14 protein-coding genes and 1 pseudogene are annotated in these 17,090 nt (G+C 62.2%); 12 read left to right on the forward strand and 3 right to left on the reverse strand.

The genetic code is table 11. From position 1 onward, the window contains the following. Nucleotides 1-129: 129 nt before the first annotated feature. The 11 genes from pedF (at nucleotide 130) to mqo (ending at nucleotide 13,612) form a co-directional block, all read left to right on the forward strand. Nucleotides 130-591, forward strand: coding sequence for a cytochrome c-550 PedF (gene pedF, locus BT116_RS14240; RefSeq protein WP_072344768.1), 462 nt, complete (start codon nucleotides 130-132; stop codon nucleotides 589-591). 5 nt (nucleotides 592-596) lie between these two features. Beyond that, nucleotides 597-1,472: a substrate-binding periplasmic protein gene (locus BT116_RS14245; RefSeq protein ID WP_072344771.1), complete on the forward strand. Its 876-nt coding sequence runs from the start codon at nucleotides 597-599 to the stop codon at nucleotides 1,470-1,472. A gap of 10 nt (nucleotides 1,473-1,482) precedes the next feature. Then, nucleotides 1,483-2,241: a quinoprotein dehydrogenase-associated SoxYZ-like carrier gene (locus BT116_RS14250; RefSeq protein WP_072344774.1), complete on the forward strand. Its 759-nt coding sequence runs from the start codon at nucleotides 1,483-1,485 to the stop codon at nucleotides 2,239-2,241. Between the two features lie 16 nt (nucleotides 2,242-2,257). Further along, entirely contained in the window at nucleotides 2,258-3,187 is a 930-nt protein-coding gene (locus BT116_RS14255) for a quinoprotein relay system zinc metallohydrolase 1 (RefSeq protein ID WP_072344777.1), read from the forward strand. Between the two features lie 314 nt (nucleotides 3,188-3,501). Beyond that, entirely contained in the window at nucleotides 3,502-5,277 is a 1,776-nt protein-coding gene (locus BT116_RS14260) for a PQQ-dependent methanol/ethanol family dehydrogenase (RefSeq protein ID WP_072344782.1), read from the forward strand. Between the two features lie 283 nt (nucleotides 5,278-5,560). After that, nucleotides 5,561-7,081: an acetaldehyde dehydrogenase ExaC gene (locus tag BT116_RS14265; RefSeq protein ID WP_072344785.1), complete on the forward strand. Its 1,521-nt coding sequence runs from the start codon at nucleotides 5,561-5,563 to the stop codon at nucleotides 7,079-7,081. A gap of 296 nt (nucleotides 7,082-7,377) precedes the next feature. Then, on the forward strand, nucleotides 7,378-7,449 hold the full coding sequence (pqqA, locus tag BT116_RS14270) for a pyrroloquinoline quinone precursor peptide PqqA (protein WP_003243383.1): 72 nt from the start codon (nucleotides 7,378-7,380) through the stop codon (nucleotides 7,447-7,449). Nucleotides 7,450-7,581: 132 nt separating this feature from the next. Further along, nucleotides 7,582-8,739: an alcohol dehydrogenase-like regulatory protein ErcA gene (gene ercA, locus BT116_RS14275; RefSeq protein ID WP_092156418.1), complete on the forward strand. Its 1,158-nt coding sequence runs from the start codon at nucleotides 7,582-7,584 to the stop codon at nucleotides 8,737-8,739. Then, on the forward strand, nucleotides 8,723-10,093 hold the full coding sequence (locus tag BT116_RS14280) for an ATP-binding response regulator (protein ID WP_072344791.1): 1,371 nt from the start codon (nucleotides 8,723-8,725) through the stop codon (nucleotides 10,091-10,093). Before ercA ends, BT116_RS14280 begins: the two co-directional genes overlap by 17 nt. A gap of 285 nt (nucleotides 10,094-10,378) precedes the next feature. Next, a complete protein-coding gene (locus BT116_RS14285; protein WP_072344794.1) occupies nucleotides 10,379-11,584 on the forward strand; it encodes an acetyltransferase domain-containing protein in 1,206 nt (401 codons plus the stop codon). A 384-nt stretch (nucleotides 11,585-11,968) separates the two neighbouring features. Continuing rightward, nucleotides 11,969-13,612, forward strand: a complete 1,644-nt coding sequence (mqo, locus tag BT116_RS14290; RefSeq protein WP_072344797.1) for a malate dehydrogenase (quinone) — start codon at nucleotides 11,969-11,971, stop codon at nucleotides 13,610-13,612. Nucleotides 13,613-13,727: 115 nt separating this feature from the next. Here mqo and BT116_RS14295 read toward each other — a convergent pair whose 3' ends face one another. From BT116_RS14295 to BT116_RS14305, 3 genes and pseudogenes are all read right to left on the reverse strand, one after another. Continuing rightward, entirely contained in the window at nucleotides 13,728-14,579 is an 852-nt protein-coding gene (locus BT116_RS14295) for a CAP domain-containing protein (protein WP_063321438.1), read from the reverse strand. 194 nt (nucleotides 14,580-14,773) lie between these two features. Beyond that, nucleotides 14,774-15,547 carry an L-iditol 2-dehydrogenase gene (locus BT116_RS14300; protein WP_072344801.1) on the reverse strand — a complete coding sequence of 258 codons (774 nt, stop codon included), beginning with the start codon at nucleotides 15,545-15,547 and terminating at the stop codon, nucleotides 14,774-14,776. 157 nt (nucleotides 15,548-15,704) lie between these two features. After that, nucleotides 15,705-15,887, reverse strand: a pseudogene (locus tag BT116_RS14305) (sugar ABC transporter substrate-binding protein); the annotation flags it as partial. Nucleotides 15,888-16,086: 199 nt separating this feature from the next. On the opposite strand from BT116_RS14305, the gene BT116_RS14310 reads away from it, so the two are divergent. Further along, nucleotides 16,087-16,989, forward strand: coding sequence for a helix-turn-helix domain-containing protein (locus tag BT116_RS14310; protein ID WP_072344804.1), 903 nt, complete (start codon nucleotides 16,087-16,089; stop codon nucleotides 16,987-16,989). Nucleotides 16,990-17,090 lie beyond the last annotated feature (101 nt).

Genomic DNA, 17,090 nt, shown 5'->3' on the forward strand with positions numbered 1-17,090 from the left:
TCGGATGGCCTGCTACCAAGGAACTAGACCCCGGCCACCAAAGCAGCATTCGGCTGGAGCAAGGGGGTTCCTAAGATGACGGCACGGCTTCTTCACAGAGGTCTTGCGTGCAATCCAGAGGGCATAACAATGACAACAAAACGCAACGCCATCATCGCTACCGCACTGCTGATGGGGCTGACCGGCGCAGGCTCCGCATGGGCCCATGGCAACGTAGTGCCCCAGGCAGTGGAAACCAAGGGATTGACCCCGATCAAGGACACCGGTGTCGCACTGGACGGTGACGGCTGGGCCACGGTGAACCCTTATCGCACCTCACCCGAACGCGACCGGGCGCTGGAGATCGGCTCATCGGCCTACAACCAGAACTGCGCCGCGTGCCATGGCCTGGAGGCCAAGTCCGGTGGCATCGCCCCGGACCTGCGGATGCTGGACGCTGCCGAAGCCGGGGATGAATGGTTCGTCGAACGCGTACGTCACGGCGCGGTGCGCGATGGCCGGGTCTACATGCCGAAAATGGCCGACTACCTGAGCCAGGAAGCCTTGTGGGCGGTGCGCACCTATCTCGACAGCGTACACGTCGAGGAGTGATCGCCATGCGCCTGTTCGCGTGGGTGATGTGCAGCCTGCTGCTGTGTGGCCAGGCGGCGCAGGCGCAGGTGCGCAGCTATGATCAGATAATCGCCGCCGGAGAGTTGAAAGTGGCGGTCTACAAGGATTTCGCCCCTTACAGTTTCGAAGACCAAGGCCAGCCCAGGGGCGTCGACGTGGAGCTAGCGCAGGCATTGGCCAAGGCCATGGGGGTGCGTCTGACATTGATGTGGGCGCCTCCCGGCGAGAAGCTTGATGACGATTTGCGCGATTACATCTGGCGCAGCAGCCCGCTGCACGACCGACAACTGGCCGACCTGATGATGCGTGTGCCGTACGACCACGACTACGTGCAGAAGCGCAACGACATCGGTGAGCTGGAAAATGCCCAAGTGGTGATGTTCGGACCTTATCAGCAGGAATGCTGGCAGGTGGCATATGACCGCCGCCGACTGGATTCGGTGGGCAGTGTCGCAGTGTTCCAGCAACACCCCATCGGGGTGGAAGTCGACAGTGTGCCGTCGTTCTACCTGACCTCGGTGTTCAACGGCATGCTCAGTGCCAAGACCCGCCATTACCCCAGCGTCGCCAAAGCTTTCGGGGCCATGCAGGCCGGGGAGGTGGACGCCGTCATGGCCATGCGCGGTGAGGTCGATTGGCAAGTGCACGAGGCGGCTGATCCGCAACTGGCGCTGGCGGAAAACGCCTACCCGAACATGGGCAAGCAACGCTGGGAAATCGGCATGGCGGTGCATGAAAGCAACCGTCAGTTGGCCTATGCGGTGGAAGAGGCGCTGGAAGGCTTGATCCGCGACGGCAGCGTCAAGACTGTCTATGCCCATTACGGCCTGCGTTACGAAGTGCCGGAGATGTATCAATAGGAGCGCAGGGATGAAATGGGCCATGTGGTGCCTGCTGTGGTGCGGCCTGCCGGCGATTGCGCTGGCGGCGGTCGAACCGGGGAAGGACCCGGTGCCGTCGGTGATGTGGACCTTTTATCACAAGCAATTGCTGGGGGACGCGCCGTTCGTGTTCGATGACCGGGTGCGCCTGCTGGCGCCACCCTTTGCCGAAGACGCACGCCAGGTGCCACTGGAAATCGATGCCCGGGCCTTCACTGGCGACGTGGTACGGGTGCTGGCCTGGGCCGAACTGAACCCGTTGCCGAAAATCGTCGACTTTCAACCAGGAGAGCGGGTGCTGCCCTGGCTGTCGATCCGCATTCGCATCGAGCAAGCCACGCCGCTACGCGCCGCGGTACAGACCCGTGATGGTCTGTGGCACGTCGGCTCGACCCTGATCGATGCGGCCGGCGGCGGCTGCACCGCACCCAGCGTGGTGCGCACCCAACCGGGTTGGGAGGAACACCTGGGCGAAGTGCTCGGTGCCCGTTATCCCCGTGGTGAAACCAGTCGCCTGCGCTTGCAGGTGGCCCATCCGATGGATAACGGCCTGGTGAGCGGCATTCCGGAGTTTTTCCTCAACCAGGCGCAACTGCTGGACGCCGACGGCCAGGTGCTGGCGCGCCTGGAGCTGTTCCCGGCGGTCAGTGAAAACCCCAACCTGGGCTTCGACATCCGAGGCCCGGGCCAGACCCGCCTGCTGCTGCGCGACAACAGCGGCAATACGTTCGAGGCGGCGATCCCCTGACCACAAGGAGCGCGCCATGCGCTGGTTGTTGCTGATGTTCCTGAGCCTGTGCTGGCCGACGTGGGCCGGGACGGACTACGCGCTCAAGCCCCGGCAGATCGCCGAAGGCACCTGGCTGCTGGAAGGCAGCACCGAGAATTTTGCCAAGGCCAACGGCGGCAACATCGTCAACACCGCGTTCATCGTCACCGATGCCGGTGTGGTGGTGATTGATACCGGACCGTCGAAGCGCTATGGCGAGGCCTTGCGCCAGGCTATCGCGGCAACGACGGATAAGCCGGTGATCCAGGTCCTGCTGACCCATCATCATCCTGATCACGTACTGGGCAACCAGGCCTTCAGCGATGTCCCCATCGGCGCCTTGGCCGGGACCACGGACCTGCTGCGCCAGCAGGGCGACGCCATGGCGGAGAACATGTACCGGCTGGTGGGTGACTGGATGCGCGGCACCGAGGTGGTGTTGCCCACCCAAGTGTTGATGCCCGGTGTGCTCAAGGTGGGCAATCACGCGTTGCGGCTGCTGCAACTGGCCGGGCACACCGGGGCCGACCTGGCGATCCTCGATGAAACCACGGGCGTGCTGTTCGCCGGCGACCTGGTGTTCTACGAACGCGCCTTGACCACCCCCAACAGCCCGGGGCTGGAGGTCTGGCTCAACGACCTCGACACCTTGCAGGCCTTGCCCTGGAAGCAGATCGTGCCCGGCCACGGCCCAGTGGCGACTGACGCCCAACCCTTTGCGCAGATGCGCGATTACCTGGGCTGGCTCGACCAACTGATGCGCGACGGCGCGGCTCGGGGCGATGACATGGCCGAGATGATCCGCAGCCCCATCCCCGAACGTTTCGCCGGGATCAGCTTGAGCCGCTATGAGTTGATTCGCAGCGTCAGCCATCTCTATCCACGCTATGAGCGGGCGGGGATGAAGCGGGTGGATGCCCAATAACCGTTGGCTGAGCAAATCCTCTGTGGCGAGGGGATTTATCCCCGCTGGGGCGCGAAGCGGCCCTCTATCTTCTGCTGACTATCAGGGTGACTGGACTGGTTCAAGGGGCTGCTGCGCAGCCCAGCGGGGATAAATCCCCTCGCCACAAATGGGCCCGTCGCAAGAACGGTGGACACAGGCAACGCCCCCACATGTACCAAGGAACTAGAAAACTCAACACTGCGGGCAATTGTTGCCAGCGGCCCTGGGGCCAAGAATCTGCGACAGACCGGGAAAATTTCCCGGGTATAACAATAACCGCAGAGGTAGCCGTCATGAGTCAACCCGCACGTCGCCAACCGTTCGCCGTGAGCCTGCTGCTCAGTGCCATGCTGCTGTCCGGTTCGGCCCTGGCCGCCGTGACCGATCAGGAAATTCTCCAGGACCCGAAGAACCCCGAGCAGATCGTGACCAACGGCCTGGGCGTCCAGGGCCAGCGCTATAGCCCGCTCGACACCCTCAACACCGACAACGTCAAGGACCTGCGGCCGGTCTGGGCGTTTTCCTTCGGTGGCGAAAAACAGCGCGGCCAGCAAGCCCAGCCGATGATCAAGGACGGGGTGATGTACCTCACCGGTTCTTATTCACGGGTATTCGCGGTGGATGCGCGCACCGGCAAGAAGCTGTGGCAATACGATGCGCGTCTGCCCGATGACATCCGCCCTTGCTGCGACGTGATCAACCGTGGCGTGGCGCTGTACGGCGACCTGGTGTTCTTCGGTACCCTCGACGCCAAGCTGGTGGCCCTGAACAAGGACACCGGCAAGGTGGTGTGGAGCAAGAAGGTTGCCGACCACAAGGAAGGCTACTCCATCAGCGCCGCGCCGTTGATCGTCAATGGCAAGCTGATCACCGGCGTGGCCGGTGGCGAGTTCGGTGTGGTGGGCCAGATCAGTGCCTACGATCCGAAGAATGGTGACCTGTTGTGGACCCGCCCCACCGTGGAAGGCCACATGGGCTACGTCTACAAGGACGGCAAAGCCATCGAGAATGGTATTTCCGGCGGCGAGGCGGGCAAGACCTGGCCGGGCGATCTCTGGAAGACCGGCGGTGCCGCGCCTTGGCTGGGCGGCTACTACGACCCGGAAACCAACCTGCTGCTGTTCGGTACCGGCAACCCGGCGCCGTGGAACTCCCACCTGCGGCCTGGCGACAACCTCTATTCGTCGTCGCGCCTGGCCCTGAACCCGGACGATGGCACGATCAAATGGCACTTCCAGAGCACACCTCACGACGGCTGGGATTATGACGGCGTCAACGAGCTGATCTCGTTCAACTACAAGGAAGGTGGCAAGGACATCAAGGCGGCAGCGACCGCCGACCGTAACGGCTTCTTCTACGTGCTCGACCGCACCAACGGCAAGTTCATCCGCGGCTTCCCGTTTGTCGACAAGATCACCTGGGCCACCGGCCTGGACAAGGACGGGAGGCCGATCTACAACGAGGCTAGCCGTCCGGGTGCGCCGGGCAGCGAAGCCAAGGGCAGTTCGGTGTTCGTCGCACCGGCGTTCCTCGGCGCGAAAAACTGGATGCCGATGGCGTATAACCAGGACACCGGGTTGTTCTACGTGCCGTCCAATGAATGGGGCATGGACATCTGGAACGAAGGCATCGCCTACAAGAAAGGCGCGGCGTTCCTCGGCGCCGGTTTCACCATCAAGCCGCTGAATGAGGACTACATCGGCGTGTTGCGGGCCATCGACCCCAAGACTGGCAAGGAAGTCTGGCGCCACAAGAACTTCGCGCCGCTGTGGGGCGGGGTTTTGACCACCAAGGGCAACCTGGTGTTCACCGGCACGCCTGAAGGGTTCCTGCAGGCCTTCAACGCCAAGACCGGGGAAAAGGTCTGGGAATTCCAGACCGGCTCCGGCGTGCTCGGTTCGCCCATCACCTGGGAAATGGACGGCGAGCAATACGTCTCCGTGGTCTCCGGCTGGGGCGGCGCGGTGCCGCTGTGGGGGGGCGAAGTGGCCAAGCGCGTGAAGGACTTCAACCAGGGCGGGATGCTCTGGACCTTCAAGTTGCCGAAAGCGTTGGTGGCCAAACGCTGAGTTGAATGGGCCGGGCGCGGTCCTTGTGGCGAGGGGATTTATCCCCGCTCGAGTGCGCAGCGCTCGCAGAAAATTTGGGGCCGCTTCGCAGCCCAGCGGGGATAAATCCCCTCGCCACAAGGACCGCGCCCATAGTTGGTCCTCGCATCCCAGAAATTCAAAATCTACGACCAAATAACGAGAGTCCCCCCTGCCAACGACGCATTCGTCCGGCAGGCGGGGCTCTCTACCATCGGCCTATCGCCTGTCCCGTGACAGGCATCGACCAGGCAGAGGCCCCATCATGATCTATGCACAACCCGGAACCCCAGGCGCCGTCGTTTCCTTCAAGCCGCGCTATGGCAACTTCATCGGTGGCGAATTCGTCGCGCCGGTCAACGGCGAATACTTCACGAACACGTCCCCGGTCAATGGCGAAGTCATTGCCGAATTCCCACGTTCCAGCGCCGCCGACATCGACAAGGCCCTGGATGCCGCCCATGCCGCAGCCGATGCCTGGGGCAAGACCTCGGTGCAGGACCGTTCCCTGGTGCTGTTGAAAATCGCCGATCGTATCGAGCAGAACCTGGAAATCCTCGCTGTCAGCGAGACCTGGGACAACGGCAAGGCCGTGCGCGAAACCCTCAATGCCGACGTGCCGCTGGCGGCCGACCATTTCCGTTATTTCGCCGGCTGCATCCGCGCCCAAGAGGGTGGGGCGGCCGAGATCAACGAACTGACCACGGCCTATCATTTCCACGAGCCGCTGGGCGTGGTCGGGCAAATCATTCCGTGGAACTTCCCGCTGCTGATGGCCGCCTGGAAACTCGCCCCGGCCCTGGCTGCCGGTAACTGCATCGTGCTCAAGCCGGCTGAACAGACGCCGCTTTCGATCATGGTCTTCATCGAGCTGGTCGCCGACCTGCTGCCGCCCGGCGTGCTGAACATCGTCCATGGTTACGGTCGCGAAGCCGGCGAAGCCCTGGCCACCAGCAAGCGCATCGCCAAGATCGCCTTCACCGGTTCCACCCCTATCGGCTCGCACATCATGAAATGCGCCGCCGAGAACATCATCCCGTCCACCGTGGAACTGGGCGGCAAGTCACCGAACATCTTCTTCGAAGACATCATGCAGGCCGAGCCGGCCTTCATCGAGAAAGCCGCCGAAGGCCTGGTGCTGGCGTTCTTCAACCAGGGCGAAGTCTGCACCTGCCCATCTCGCGCCCTGGTGCAAGAGTCGATCTACGCGCCGTTCATGGCCGAGGTGATGAAAAAGATCGCCAAGATCAAGCGTGGCAACCCGCTGGACACCGAGACCATGGTCGGCGCCCAGGCGTCCGAGCAGCAATTCGACAAGATCCTGTCGTACCTTGACATTGCCCAGCAAGAGGGCGCCGAGCTGCTCACTGGCGGTGCCGCCGAGCGGCTCGAGGGGGATTTGTCGAGCGGCTATTACATCCAGCCGACCCTGCTCAAGGGCCACAACAAAATGCGCGTGTTCCAGGAAGAGATCTTCGGCCCGGTAGTGGGCGTGACCACCTTCAAGGACGAAGCCGAAGCCCTGGCAATCGCCAACGACACCGAGTTCGGCCTCGGCGCCGGCCTCTGGACACGCGACATCAACCGCGCCTATCGCATGGGCCGGGCGATCAAGGCCGGTCGCGTCTGGACCAACTGCTACCACCTGTACCCGGCGCACGCCGCATTCGGTGGCTACAAGAAGTCCGGCGTGGGTCGTGAAACCCATAAGATGATGCTCGACCACTACCAGCAGACCAAGAACCTGCTGGTGAGCTACGACATCAATCCGCTGGGGTTCTTCTAAGCCTACGGAAAGATCGTTGAGGGGATCGTTCCCACGCTTTGCGTGGGAATGCAGCCCGGGACGCTCCGCGTCCCAAAAAGCCGAACGCGGAGCGTCCGTTGAGGCATTCCCACGCAGAGCGCGGGAACGATCGACGCTTCGCGCCCCAGCGGGAGCAAGCTCCCTCGCCACAGGTGCCCGCTCTCCAGTAGTACCAACGCACCCCACCCACCGCTTCGAAAGTAGCATTCGAGCCTTGGGCGGGGTATGCATTAATGACTTGCCGGAATCGCCCGGTACAAGAAGAGGAAAGACCCATGTGGACTAAACCCGCGTACACCGACCTGCGTATTGGCTTTGAAGTGACGATGTACTTCGCCAACCGATGAGTGCCAGGCCGGCCTGACGCGTTCAGGCCGGGCTACCCATTGGTCTGATTGCAATCACGGTGGGATGCTTTAGGCTCAAGGTATCCCAAGACAATAACAACAGGCTTACCGATGAGCCACGTACCTGAAAAGATGAGCCTCAGCCCGCTGCGCAAGTTCGTTTCCCCTGAAATCATGTTCGGTGCCGGTTGTCGGCACAATGTCGGCAATTACGCCAAGACTTTCGGTGCACGCAAGGTGCTGATCGTCACCGATCCCGGGGTCATCGCCGCCGGTTGGGTGGCCGACGTCGAAGCCAGTCTCCAGGCCCAAGGCATCGACTACTGCGTCTACAGCGCGGTCTCGCCCAATCCGCGGGTCGAGGAAGTGATGCTCGGTGCCGACCTTTACCGGGAAAACCATTGCGATGTCATCGTCGCGGTGGGCGGTGGCAGCCCGATGGATTGCGGCAAAGGCATCGGCATTGTCGTTGCCCACGGTCGCAACATCCTCGAGTTCGAAGGCGTCGATACCCTGCACGTGCCCAGCCCGCCGCTGATCCTGATCCCCACCACGGCGGGGACGTCGGCGGACGTGTCGCAGTTCGTGATCATCTCCAACCAGCAAGAACGGATGAAATTCTCCATCGTCAGCAAGGCGGCGGTGCCGGACGTGTCGCTGATCGATCCGGAAACCACCCTGAGCATGGACCCGTTCCTGTCCGCCTGTACCGGCATCGACGCCCTGGTGCATGCCATCGAGGCGTTCGTGTCCACCGGTCACGGGCCGTTGACCGACCCCCATGCCCTGGAAGCCATGCGCCTGATCAATGGCAACCTGGTGCAGATGATCGCCAACCCGGCAGACGTCGCCTTGCGAGAAAAAATCATGCTGGGCAGCATGCAGGCCGGGCTGGCGTTTTCCAACGCAATCCTCGGCGCGGTTCATGCGATGTCCCACAGCCTGGGCGGCTTCCTCGATTTGCCCCATGGTTTGTGCAACGCGGTATTGGTTGAGCACGTGGTGGCGTTCAACTACAACTCGGCGCCGGAGCGTTTCAAGGTGATTGCCGAGACGCTGGGCATCGACTGCCGGGGGCTCAACCACCGGCAGATCCGCACTCGGCTGGTGGAACACCTGATTGCCCTCAAGCACACCATCGGTTTCCACGAGACCTTGGGCCTGCACGGCGTGAGCACCTCGGACATCCCGTTCCTGTCGCAACATGCGATGCACGACCCGTGCATCCTCACCAATCCTCGGGAGTCGAGCCAGCGGGATGTCGAGGTCGTCTATGGCGAAGCCCTCTGACGAGCAGCAAAAAGCCTTGGAGGGGCTGCTGGGGCTGGGCAATCACTCGACGCGCAAGAGTCACTATCCGGAACTGACGGCGCGCCTCGACGAGCTGGAACAGGCCCGGCAACACCTGCAACAGCTCAACGACCAACTGGAGCAGCGGGTGGCCGAGCGCACCGACGCGTTGCTGGAGGCCAACCACAACCTGCAGCAGCAGATTGTCCAGCGCGAACTGATCGAGCAACAGTTGCGCGATGCCCGGGACGCCGCCCAGGCCGCCAACCGCAGCAAGGACAAATACCTGGCCGCCGCCAGCCATGACCTGTTGCAGCCACTCAACGCGGCCCGCCTGCTGATCGCCACGTTGCGTGAGCGCCAGTTGCCTACCGCCGAGCATGTGCTGGTGGAACGGACTCATCAGGCGCTCGAAGGGGCCGAAGACCTGCTCACCGACCTGCTGGACATTTCCCGGCTGGACCAGGCCGCCGTCAAGCCCGACCTGGCGCCGTATCGGCTGGATGAGCTGTTGGGGCCGCTGGTTTCCGAGTTTCAATCGGTGGCCGGCGCCGCGGGGTTGGAATTGCGGGTGCGGTTTGGCGATGAAGCCGTGCTGACCGACCTGCGATTGATCAGCCGTATCCTGCGCAACCTGCTGAGCAATGCCTGCCGCTACACCACTCAGGGCGGTATTCTCCTGGCGGCCCGGCGCCGGGGAGGGCGCTTGAGCATCGAGGTCTGGGACACGGGGCGGGGCATCGCTGCCGATTGCCTGGAGTCGATTTTCCTCGAATTCAACCAACTCGATGTCGGCCGGGCGGCGGATCGCAAAGGCGTGGGCCTGGGGTTGGCGATTGTCGAACGTATCGCCCACATCCTCGGTTACCGGGTCAAGGTGCGTTCTCGGCCGGGACGTGGCTCGGTGTTCAGTATCGAGGTGCCGCTGTCCAGCGAAAAACCCCTGCCAGTGTCCCAGGTTCCGGTACAGGCGGTCGCGGGCAACCCGCTACCGGGGCGGCGTTTGTTGGTGATCGACAATGAGTTGAGCATCTTGCAAAGCATGGCGGCGTTGTTGGGGCAGTGGGGCTGCGAAGTCTTGACCGCCACCGACGAAGCGGGTGCCCTTGATGTGCTGCAAGGCCGTGCGCCGGAGCTGATCCTGGCGGATTTCCACCTGGATCACGGGGTCGTGGGCTGTGAAGTGGTCAAGCACCTGCGCGAGCATTTCCACCAGGCGATCCCTGCGGTGATCATCACCGCCGACCGCAGCGACCAATGCCGCCGCGCCTTGCGCAAGCTGGATGCGCCGCTGCTCAACAAGCCGGTCAAGCCTGGCAAGTTGCGGGCGGTGTTGAGTCAGATGCTCGGGTAGCGCAAAACCCGGGTATTCCCCGAAATCGCATCAACCCTGTGGGAGCGAGCTTGCTCGCGATGACGCCGGTACAGCCAACATCATCGCAAACTGACTCACCGCCATCGCGAGCAAGCTCGCTCCCACAGGGGGGTGGGAAGTCACGAAAATCGCATCCGCTGCCAGCTTTCGTGGGAGGGGAGCCTGCTCGGGAAGGCGATTGTGTGTTATGTTATCCGATCTCGTTTGGCAGGAATTCTCATTCCCTGCCTTGCACGGACCAACGACCTCCATCCGAGTAAAGCCATGAGCCTACCTTCAAGCACGACGAGCCCGTCCGGCGTCATCGCGCCTTTATTTGCAATCAGCGTCGCCAAAACCCATGTGCGCATGCTCGCCATCGATGCCTTGCGAGGTTTCGTCATGCTGCTGATGCTGGTGGACCACGTTCGCGAGACATTCCTGCTGCACCGCCAGGTCACCGACCCCATCGATGCGCTGAGCGTGACCCCGGACCTGTATTTCACCCGCCTGCTCAGTACGCTCTGTGCCCCGGTCTTCATCTTCCTCACCGGTTTGTCGGCCTGGCTCTACAGCCAGAAACATACCGCCGGCCAGACCTCGTTGTTCCTGCTCAAGCGTGGCCTGTTCCTGGTTTTCCTGGAACTGACTTTCGTGTGTTTCGCCTGGAACGCCGAGTTCCCGCCCAAGACACTGTGGTTGCAAGTGATCTGGTGCATTGGTATTTGCATGATTGTCCTGGCCGCGTTGTTGCACCTCAAGCGCCGTTGGCTGATCGTCCTCGGCGTTGCCATCGTTGCTGGACACAATCTGTTGGACGGTGTGGTGCTAGGGCCTGACTCACCGTTTTTCGTGCCGTGGTCGATTCTTCATCAACGGGCATTCATCGATATCACCGAGTTCACCCGGGCCCGTACCACGTATCCGGTGCTGCCGTGGATCGGTGTGATCCTGCTGGGCTGGGCCATCGGGCCGTGGTTTGGCAAGGCTGTTGAACCCGCCGTGCGCCTGCGGCGGTTGTTGAAGATGGGGCTGGGCCTGCTGCTAGCCTTTGTGCTCATCCGTTACCTGAATGTGTACGGCGATAAACCCTGGGTCCAGACCGGTGACGCGCTACGCACCTTCATGAGCTTCATGAGCGCGACGAAGTATCCGCCGTCGCTGATGTTCCTGATGCCGACCCTGGGAATAGGGCTGATGTTGCTGGCACTCTTTGAAAAAGCCCAGGATCGGGGAGCCATCGCGCTGTTGGCGATCTATGGTGGCGCACCGATGTTTTTCTACCTGCTGCACCTTTACGTGCTCAAGGCCCTGTACCTGACCGCAGTTGCCATCTGGGGCACCAACCAGGGTACCTATTTCGGATTCGATGATTTACCCATGGTGTGGTTGTGGAGTGTGTTGCTGGGTGTCGTGCTGTTTTTTCCGACACGTTGGTTTGCCGGGCTCAAGCAACGGCGGCGTGATATCGCGATCCTCAAGTATCTCTGACCCGCAGGGGCTCTGGTCGCGCGAACGGTGGTGAACAGGGCCATTAAAATGCCGTCATTTGGTCGGCGTTTTTGCCGGGAATGTAAAAAGACGTTTCGGTCTGTTTATTTCCTTATGTAAACTCCCCCCGCTGCGACAATCGGGCACGGCCGCGCCATGCCCGATGAACACCGTTCGCAGCGTCCCTCACCCCAGCTGAAGCCAAGACCTACAAGAAGTCAGCGCCGGAGAGATATAAACGAGAGGCCGACGTATTGCTCGGCCCTGTAGGTCCATCCTCCGGTCCTTCTCGATAGCCGCCCTGCTGGCGTTGCCGGCCAAGGACGTGGGCTATCCGTGATCAGGACAGGTGGACGGAATGGCGTTCATCCTAGGGATACACACATGTTGAAGAAAACACACACGGCGCTACTGGGCCTGGCGATGGCGATGGGTCTTGCGACCACGCATGCCGCCGAGCCAAAAAAAGTGGATGTCTTGCTCATTGGTGGGGGCATCATGAGCTCGACACTCGGCGTCTGGCTCAATGAGCTGGAGCCGGGCTGGACCATGGAAATGGTCGAGCGCCTGGACGGTGTTGCCGAAGAGAGCTCCAACGGCTGGAACAATGCCGGTACCGGTCACTCCGCGCTGGCCGAGCTGAACTACACGCCGGAAGACAAGAACGGCAAGGTCGATATCTCCAAGGCCATCGAAATCAACGAAGCCTTCCAGATCTCCCGTCAGTTCTGGTCCTGGCAGGTCAAGAACGGCGTGTTGAAGAACCCGCGTTCGTTCATCAACTCCACGCCGCACATGAGCTTTTTGTGGGGTGACGAGAACATCGCGTTCCTGAAGAAGCGCTACGAAGCCCTCCAGGCCAGCCCGTTGTTCGCCGGCATGCAGTATTCCGAAGATCGCGAGCAGATCAGCAAGTGGGTGCCGCTGATGATGCAAGGGCGTGACCCGAGCCAGAAAGTCGCGGCCACTTGGAGTCCACTGGGCACCGACGTGAACTTCGGCGAAATCACCCGTCAATTCGCGGCTTACCTGCAAACCAAGCCGAACTTCTCCCTCAAGCTGTCCAGCGAAGTGGAAGAGATCACCCGCAACGAAGACGGCACCTGGCGCGTTTCGTACAAGAACCTGAAAGACGGTACCGAAACCGAGACCGACGCCAAGTTCGTGTTCATCGGCGCCGGCGGTGGTGCCTTGCACCTGCTGCAGAAGTCCGACATCCCGGAAGCGCGTGAATACGCAGGTTTCCCGGTGGGTGGTTCGTTCCTGGTCACCGAAAACCCAACCGTCGCCCAGCTGCACCTGGCCAAGGCCTACGGCAAGGCTTCGGTGGGCGCACCGCCGATGTCGGTTCCGCACCTGGACACCCGTGTGCTCGATGGCAAGCGCGTGATCCTGTTTGGCCCGTTCGCAACCTTCTCCACCAAGTTCCTGAAGAACGGTTCGTACTTCGACCTGCTGACCAGCACCACCACCCACAACGTGTGGCCGATGACCAAGGTCGGTATCGAACAGTACCCACTGGTCGAGTACCTGGCCGGGCAACTGATGCTGTCGGATGAAGATCGCTTCAACGCCCTGAAAGAGTACTTCCCGCAGGCCAAGCAGGAAGACTGGCGCCTGTGGCAGGCTGGTCAGCGCGTGCAGATCATCAAGCGTGACGAAGAGAAGGGCGGCGTACTGAAACTCGGTACCGAAGTGGTCGCGTCCCAGGACGGCAGCATCGCCGGCCTGCTGGGTGCCTCGCCAGGCGCCTCGACCGCCGCACCGATCATGTTGACCGTGCTTGAGAAGGTCTTCAAGGACAAGGTCGCAAGCCCGGCCTGGCAGGAAAAACTGCACCAGATCGTGCCAAGCTACGGCACCAAGCTCAACGATAGCCCTGAGCGTGTCGCCCAGGAATGGGCCTACACCAGCGAGGTCCTGCAACTGGATCCTCCGCCGGCGATCGGCAAGCCAGGCGCCACCGCGGCACCGGCCAAGCCGGCCGCTGCCCGTGAAGCCAACCCAGCGGCTGACATGGCGCTGTAAACCGGACGCCGTCTGGTGAGGTACAAAAACGCCGCTCATTGAGCGGCGTTTTTTTTGGGCTCGGTTAACCCTGTGGGAGCGAGCCTGCTCGCGTGGCGATGGCCCGGCCACCGCGCTATTGAGTACCAAACATTGCCGTCCAATAGATCCCGGCATCGCTTTTCGGATCGCTCGCGTACCCGGCGCCCAATTCGCGGAACTGCGGGTTCATCAGGTTGGCGCAGTGCCCCGGGCTGGCCAGCCAGCCGTCCACCACCTTGAGCGCAGTGTCCTGTCCGGCGGCGATGTTCTCGCCAATCAACTGGCCCAGATAGCCGGCCAGCTCGGCGCGGTCGCCCGGCATGCGGTTGTCGCGGTCCTTGTGGTCGAAGAAATTGTTGTTGGCCATGGCCCGGGTGTGGTTCACAGCGGCCAGGGCCAAGGTGGCGTTCCAGGCCAGCGGCGTGGTGGCGGCGAAGGTTTCGGTGCCGCAGCGACGCGGCTGGGTGCGGGCACTGTTGATCAGTTTCAGCAGCTTCTGGCCCTCGGCTTGCCAATCACCCAGGCGCGCCGACAACAGTGGGCGCGCCAGCACGATGCGCCATTCGCGGTCCAGGCGGCTGACGCCGATGTCGATGAACTGCGGGTCGAGTACTACCTGGCAGAAGCTTTCCTGGACGGCTTTCATGGCTGATTGTGCGTCGCGCGGCCCGGACAGGCTGATGGCCTGCACGTTGACCATTGGATAGGCCGCCCGCGCCAGCGCCTGCTGCAGGTCGCCGATGCCATTGGCCGACAGGATCAGCCGGGAATCCATCGCCAGCGGTGGCAACTCCAGCGAGGCCTGGCCGGCACAGCTTTGGGACTGGCTGCGGTAAAGGTTGATGGACTCGACCAGTTGCGTCTCTTCGGTGGCCGTGGCACCGGTGGTGAATAGCAGGCCCAGCGACAGCACGACAAGACCCATGACGGATGAAATGGCACGCATGTAAATCTCCCTTGAGCGGACGGCGCCTATGATGCGCAATTTTTGCCCCGCTGGGGCAACGGTATTCACGCTCTTTTGAAATCCCTTGGAACGGCACCGTTGGGTAGCGTTCGGGATGATCCTCAAATAGTGGGATCAACTTTCAGGCGAATAAGTCCATTTCCGTCGTTTCAAGGCCATAAAATCGCAGATTATCAGCTCATCCAGTTCCCGCCATCGACGTTATAGGTCTGCGCGACCACGTACTCGCTCTCCGCCGAGGCGAGGAAAATCGCCATCCCGGCGAGGTCCTCCGCCGTGCCCATCCGGCCATAGGGCACCTGTTGCCCTGCCTGGCGCTTCTTTTCCCCCAACGGCAGGTTTTCGTGGCGGGCGAACAGCGCATCCACGCCATCCCAATGCTCGCCATCCACCACGCCGGGGGCGATGGCGTTGACGTTGATCCGATGCTTGATCAGATCCAGCCCGGCGGACTGGGTCAGGCTGATCACCGCTGCCTTGGTGGCGCAATAGACACCGACCAGCGCTTCGCCGCGCCGACCGGCCTGGCTGGCCATGTTGATGATCCGGCCGCCATGGCCCTGGCGGATCATCTGCCGCGCCGCCGCTTGCAGGGTGAACAGCGTGCCGGCGACATTGATGGAAAACAGCCGCTCGTAGCTCTGGCGGGTGATTTCCACGATGGGCGCCAGGTCGAACAGCGCGGCGTTGTTGATCAGGATATCCAGCTTGCCCACCCGGGCCACCACGGCGTCGATGGCCTGGTCGATCGACGCCTGGTCCGTCACATCCATTTTGACCGCGTAGGCGCTATCGCCCAGTTCGGCGGCGGTGGCCTGGGCCCGCTCCAGGTCGATATCGGCGATCGCCACTGTGGCGCCTTCGTTGATGTAGGCCTGGGCGAATGTCCTGCCGATACCGCGGGCGGCACCGGTCACCAGGGCACTTTTTCCTTCCAGTCTTTTCATGGGTTGTCCTGTCTTCAGTCTAGGTAAGTAGGCGGCGCACACAGCCATGTGGCGAGGGAGCTTGCTCCCGCTCCAGTGCATAGCACTCGCCGATGTGGGGCCGCTGCGCGACCCAGCGGGAGCAAGATCCCTTGCCACAAAAGGCCGGTGCCAATCGTTATTGCTTTGGATACCCGGCCCGCTTCATTTCCCGCTCGGTGCTCGATTGCGCCGAGGCCAATGCCTGTTCCACCGTGATCTGGCCGGTGAGGCCGGCGGTAAACAGCTGGCCGACGGAGGTGCCGATGGCTTGGAGCTCTGGAATCGTCACGTACTGGATGCCCACGTACGGCACCGGTTCGTCGCCAATGGCAAGCCGATTACAGCAGCGCCCGTGGAGGCCGACAAACGCAGGGAGGATCGTGCGCTGATACTTTTTTAACGCCCTTGAGTGCGACAGGTGCGGGTTAAAAAAGTATCAGTGGCCGGTCAGGCCGAGGCTGGCGAAGCGCTGCGCACTCGGCGTAAGGTGCCCGCTATAACGATAAAAGAGGCGCGACATGCCTGATCCCCGAACGCCCCTGTTCGAGCAGCGACCAGCCGAACTGGAAGTCATCCTGCCTGAGCCCGAACACAGTTTTCGCTGGTACGAGCATGATTACCCGTACCCGATGGCGCGCTGGAACCATCACCCTGAATTTGAAATCCACCTGATCCGCCAGGGCAGCGGCAAACTGTTGGCGGGCGACTACATTGGTCCGTTTGGCCCTGGCCATGTGGCGATGATTGGCCCGGACTTGCCCCACGACTGGATGGGCGACCTGGCGCCAGGCGAGCACCTGCCCGGGCGCGACGTGGTCTTGCAGTTCGACGGTGCCACGCTGCTGACCTTGCGCCGAACCCTGCCCGAACTGGGCAATCTGCAGGGCCTGTTCGAACGCGCCCGCCGCGGCCTGGCCTTCGGCGGCAACACCGCGCGGCAGGCCGCGCACCTGCTGGAAGCCATCGGCCCGGCCCAGGGACTGGCGCGGTTGGCGCTGTTCCTGGAACTGCTTCACACCCTCAACCAAGCCCCTGGCGACGAAGCCTTGAGCCTGGCGAGCCCTTGCTATGCGCCGACCCTCGATGCGCGCAGCTCCGAGCGCATCCATAAAGCCTTCGAATACTTGCAGGCCGAACTCACCGGCGACCTGCGCCTGTCGGTGATCGCCCGCCAATTGGACATGAGCGAGCCAGGCTTCTCGAGGTTCTTCAAGCGCATCACCGGGCACGGTTTCATTGACTTGATGCGCAAGCTGCGGGTCCAGCGTGCCTGTCGCTTGCTGTTGCAGAGTGAAATGCCCGTGACCGATATCTGTTTTGAAGTGGGCTACAACAACTTGTCCAACTTCAACCGGCATTTTCGGATAGAAATGAACCAGACCCCCAGCGAGTACCGGCGGGGCGCTTTAGCCCCTGCTTGACGGAGCCTGCCATGTTGACCCTCGTTGAACAGCCAGTGTGGGAGCCGAGCTCGCTCCCACAGGTAATGTTGTTCACTCAAGGCCGGCGATATACCCGTGGC

The sequence above is a fragment of the Pseudomonas sp. NFACC16-2 genome (genome assembly GCF_900119205.1).
Lineage (GTDB): Bacteria > Pseudomonadota > Gammaproteobacteria > Pseudomonadales > Pseudomonadaceae > Aquipseudomonas > Aquipseudomonas fluorescens_Q.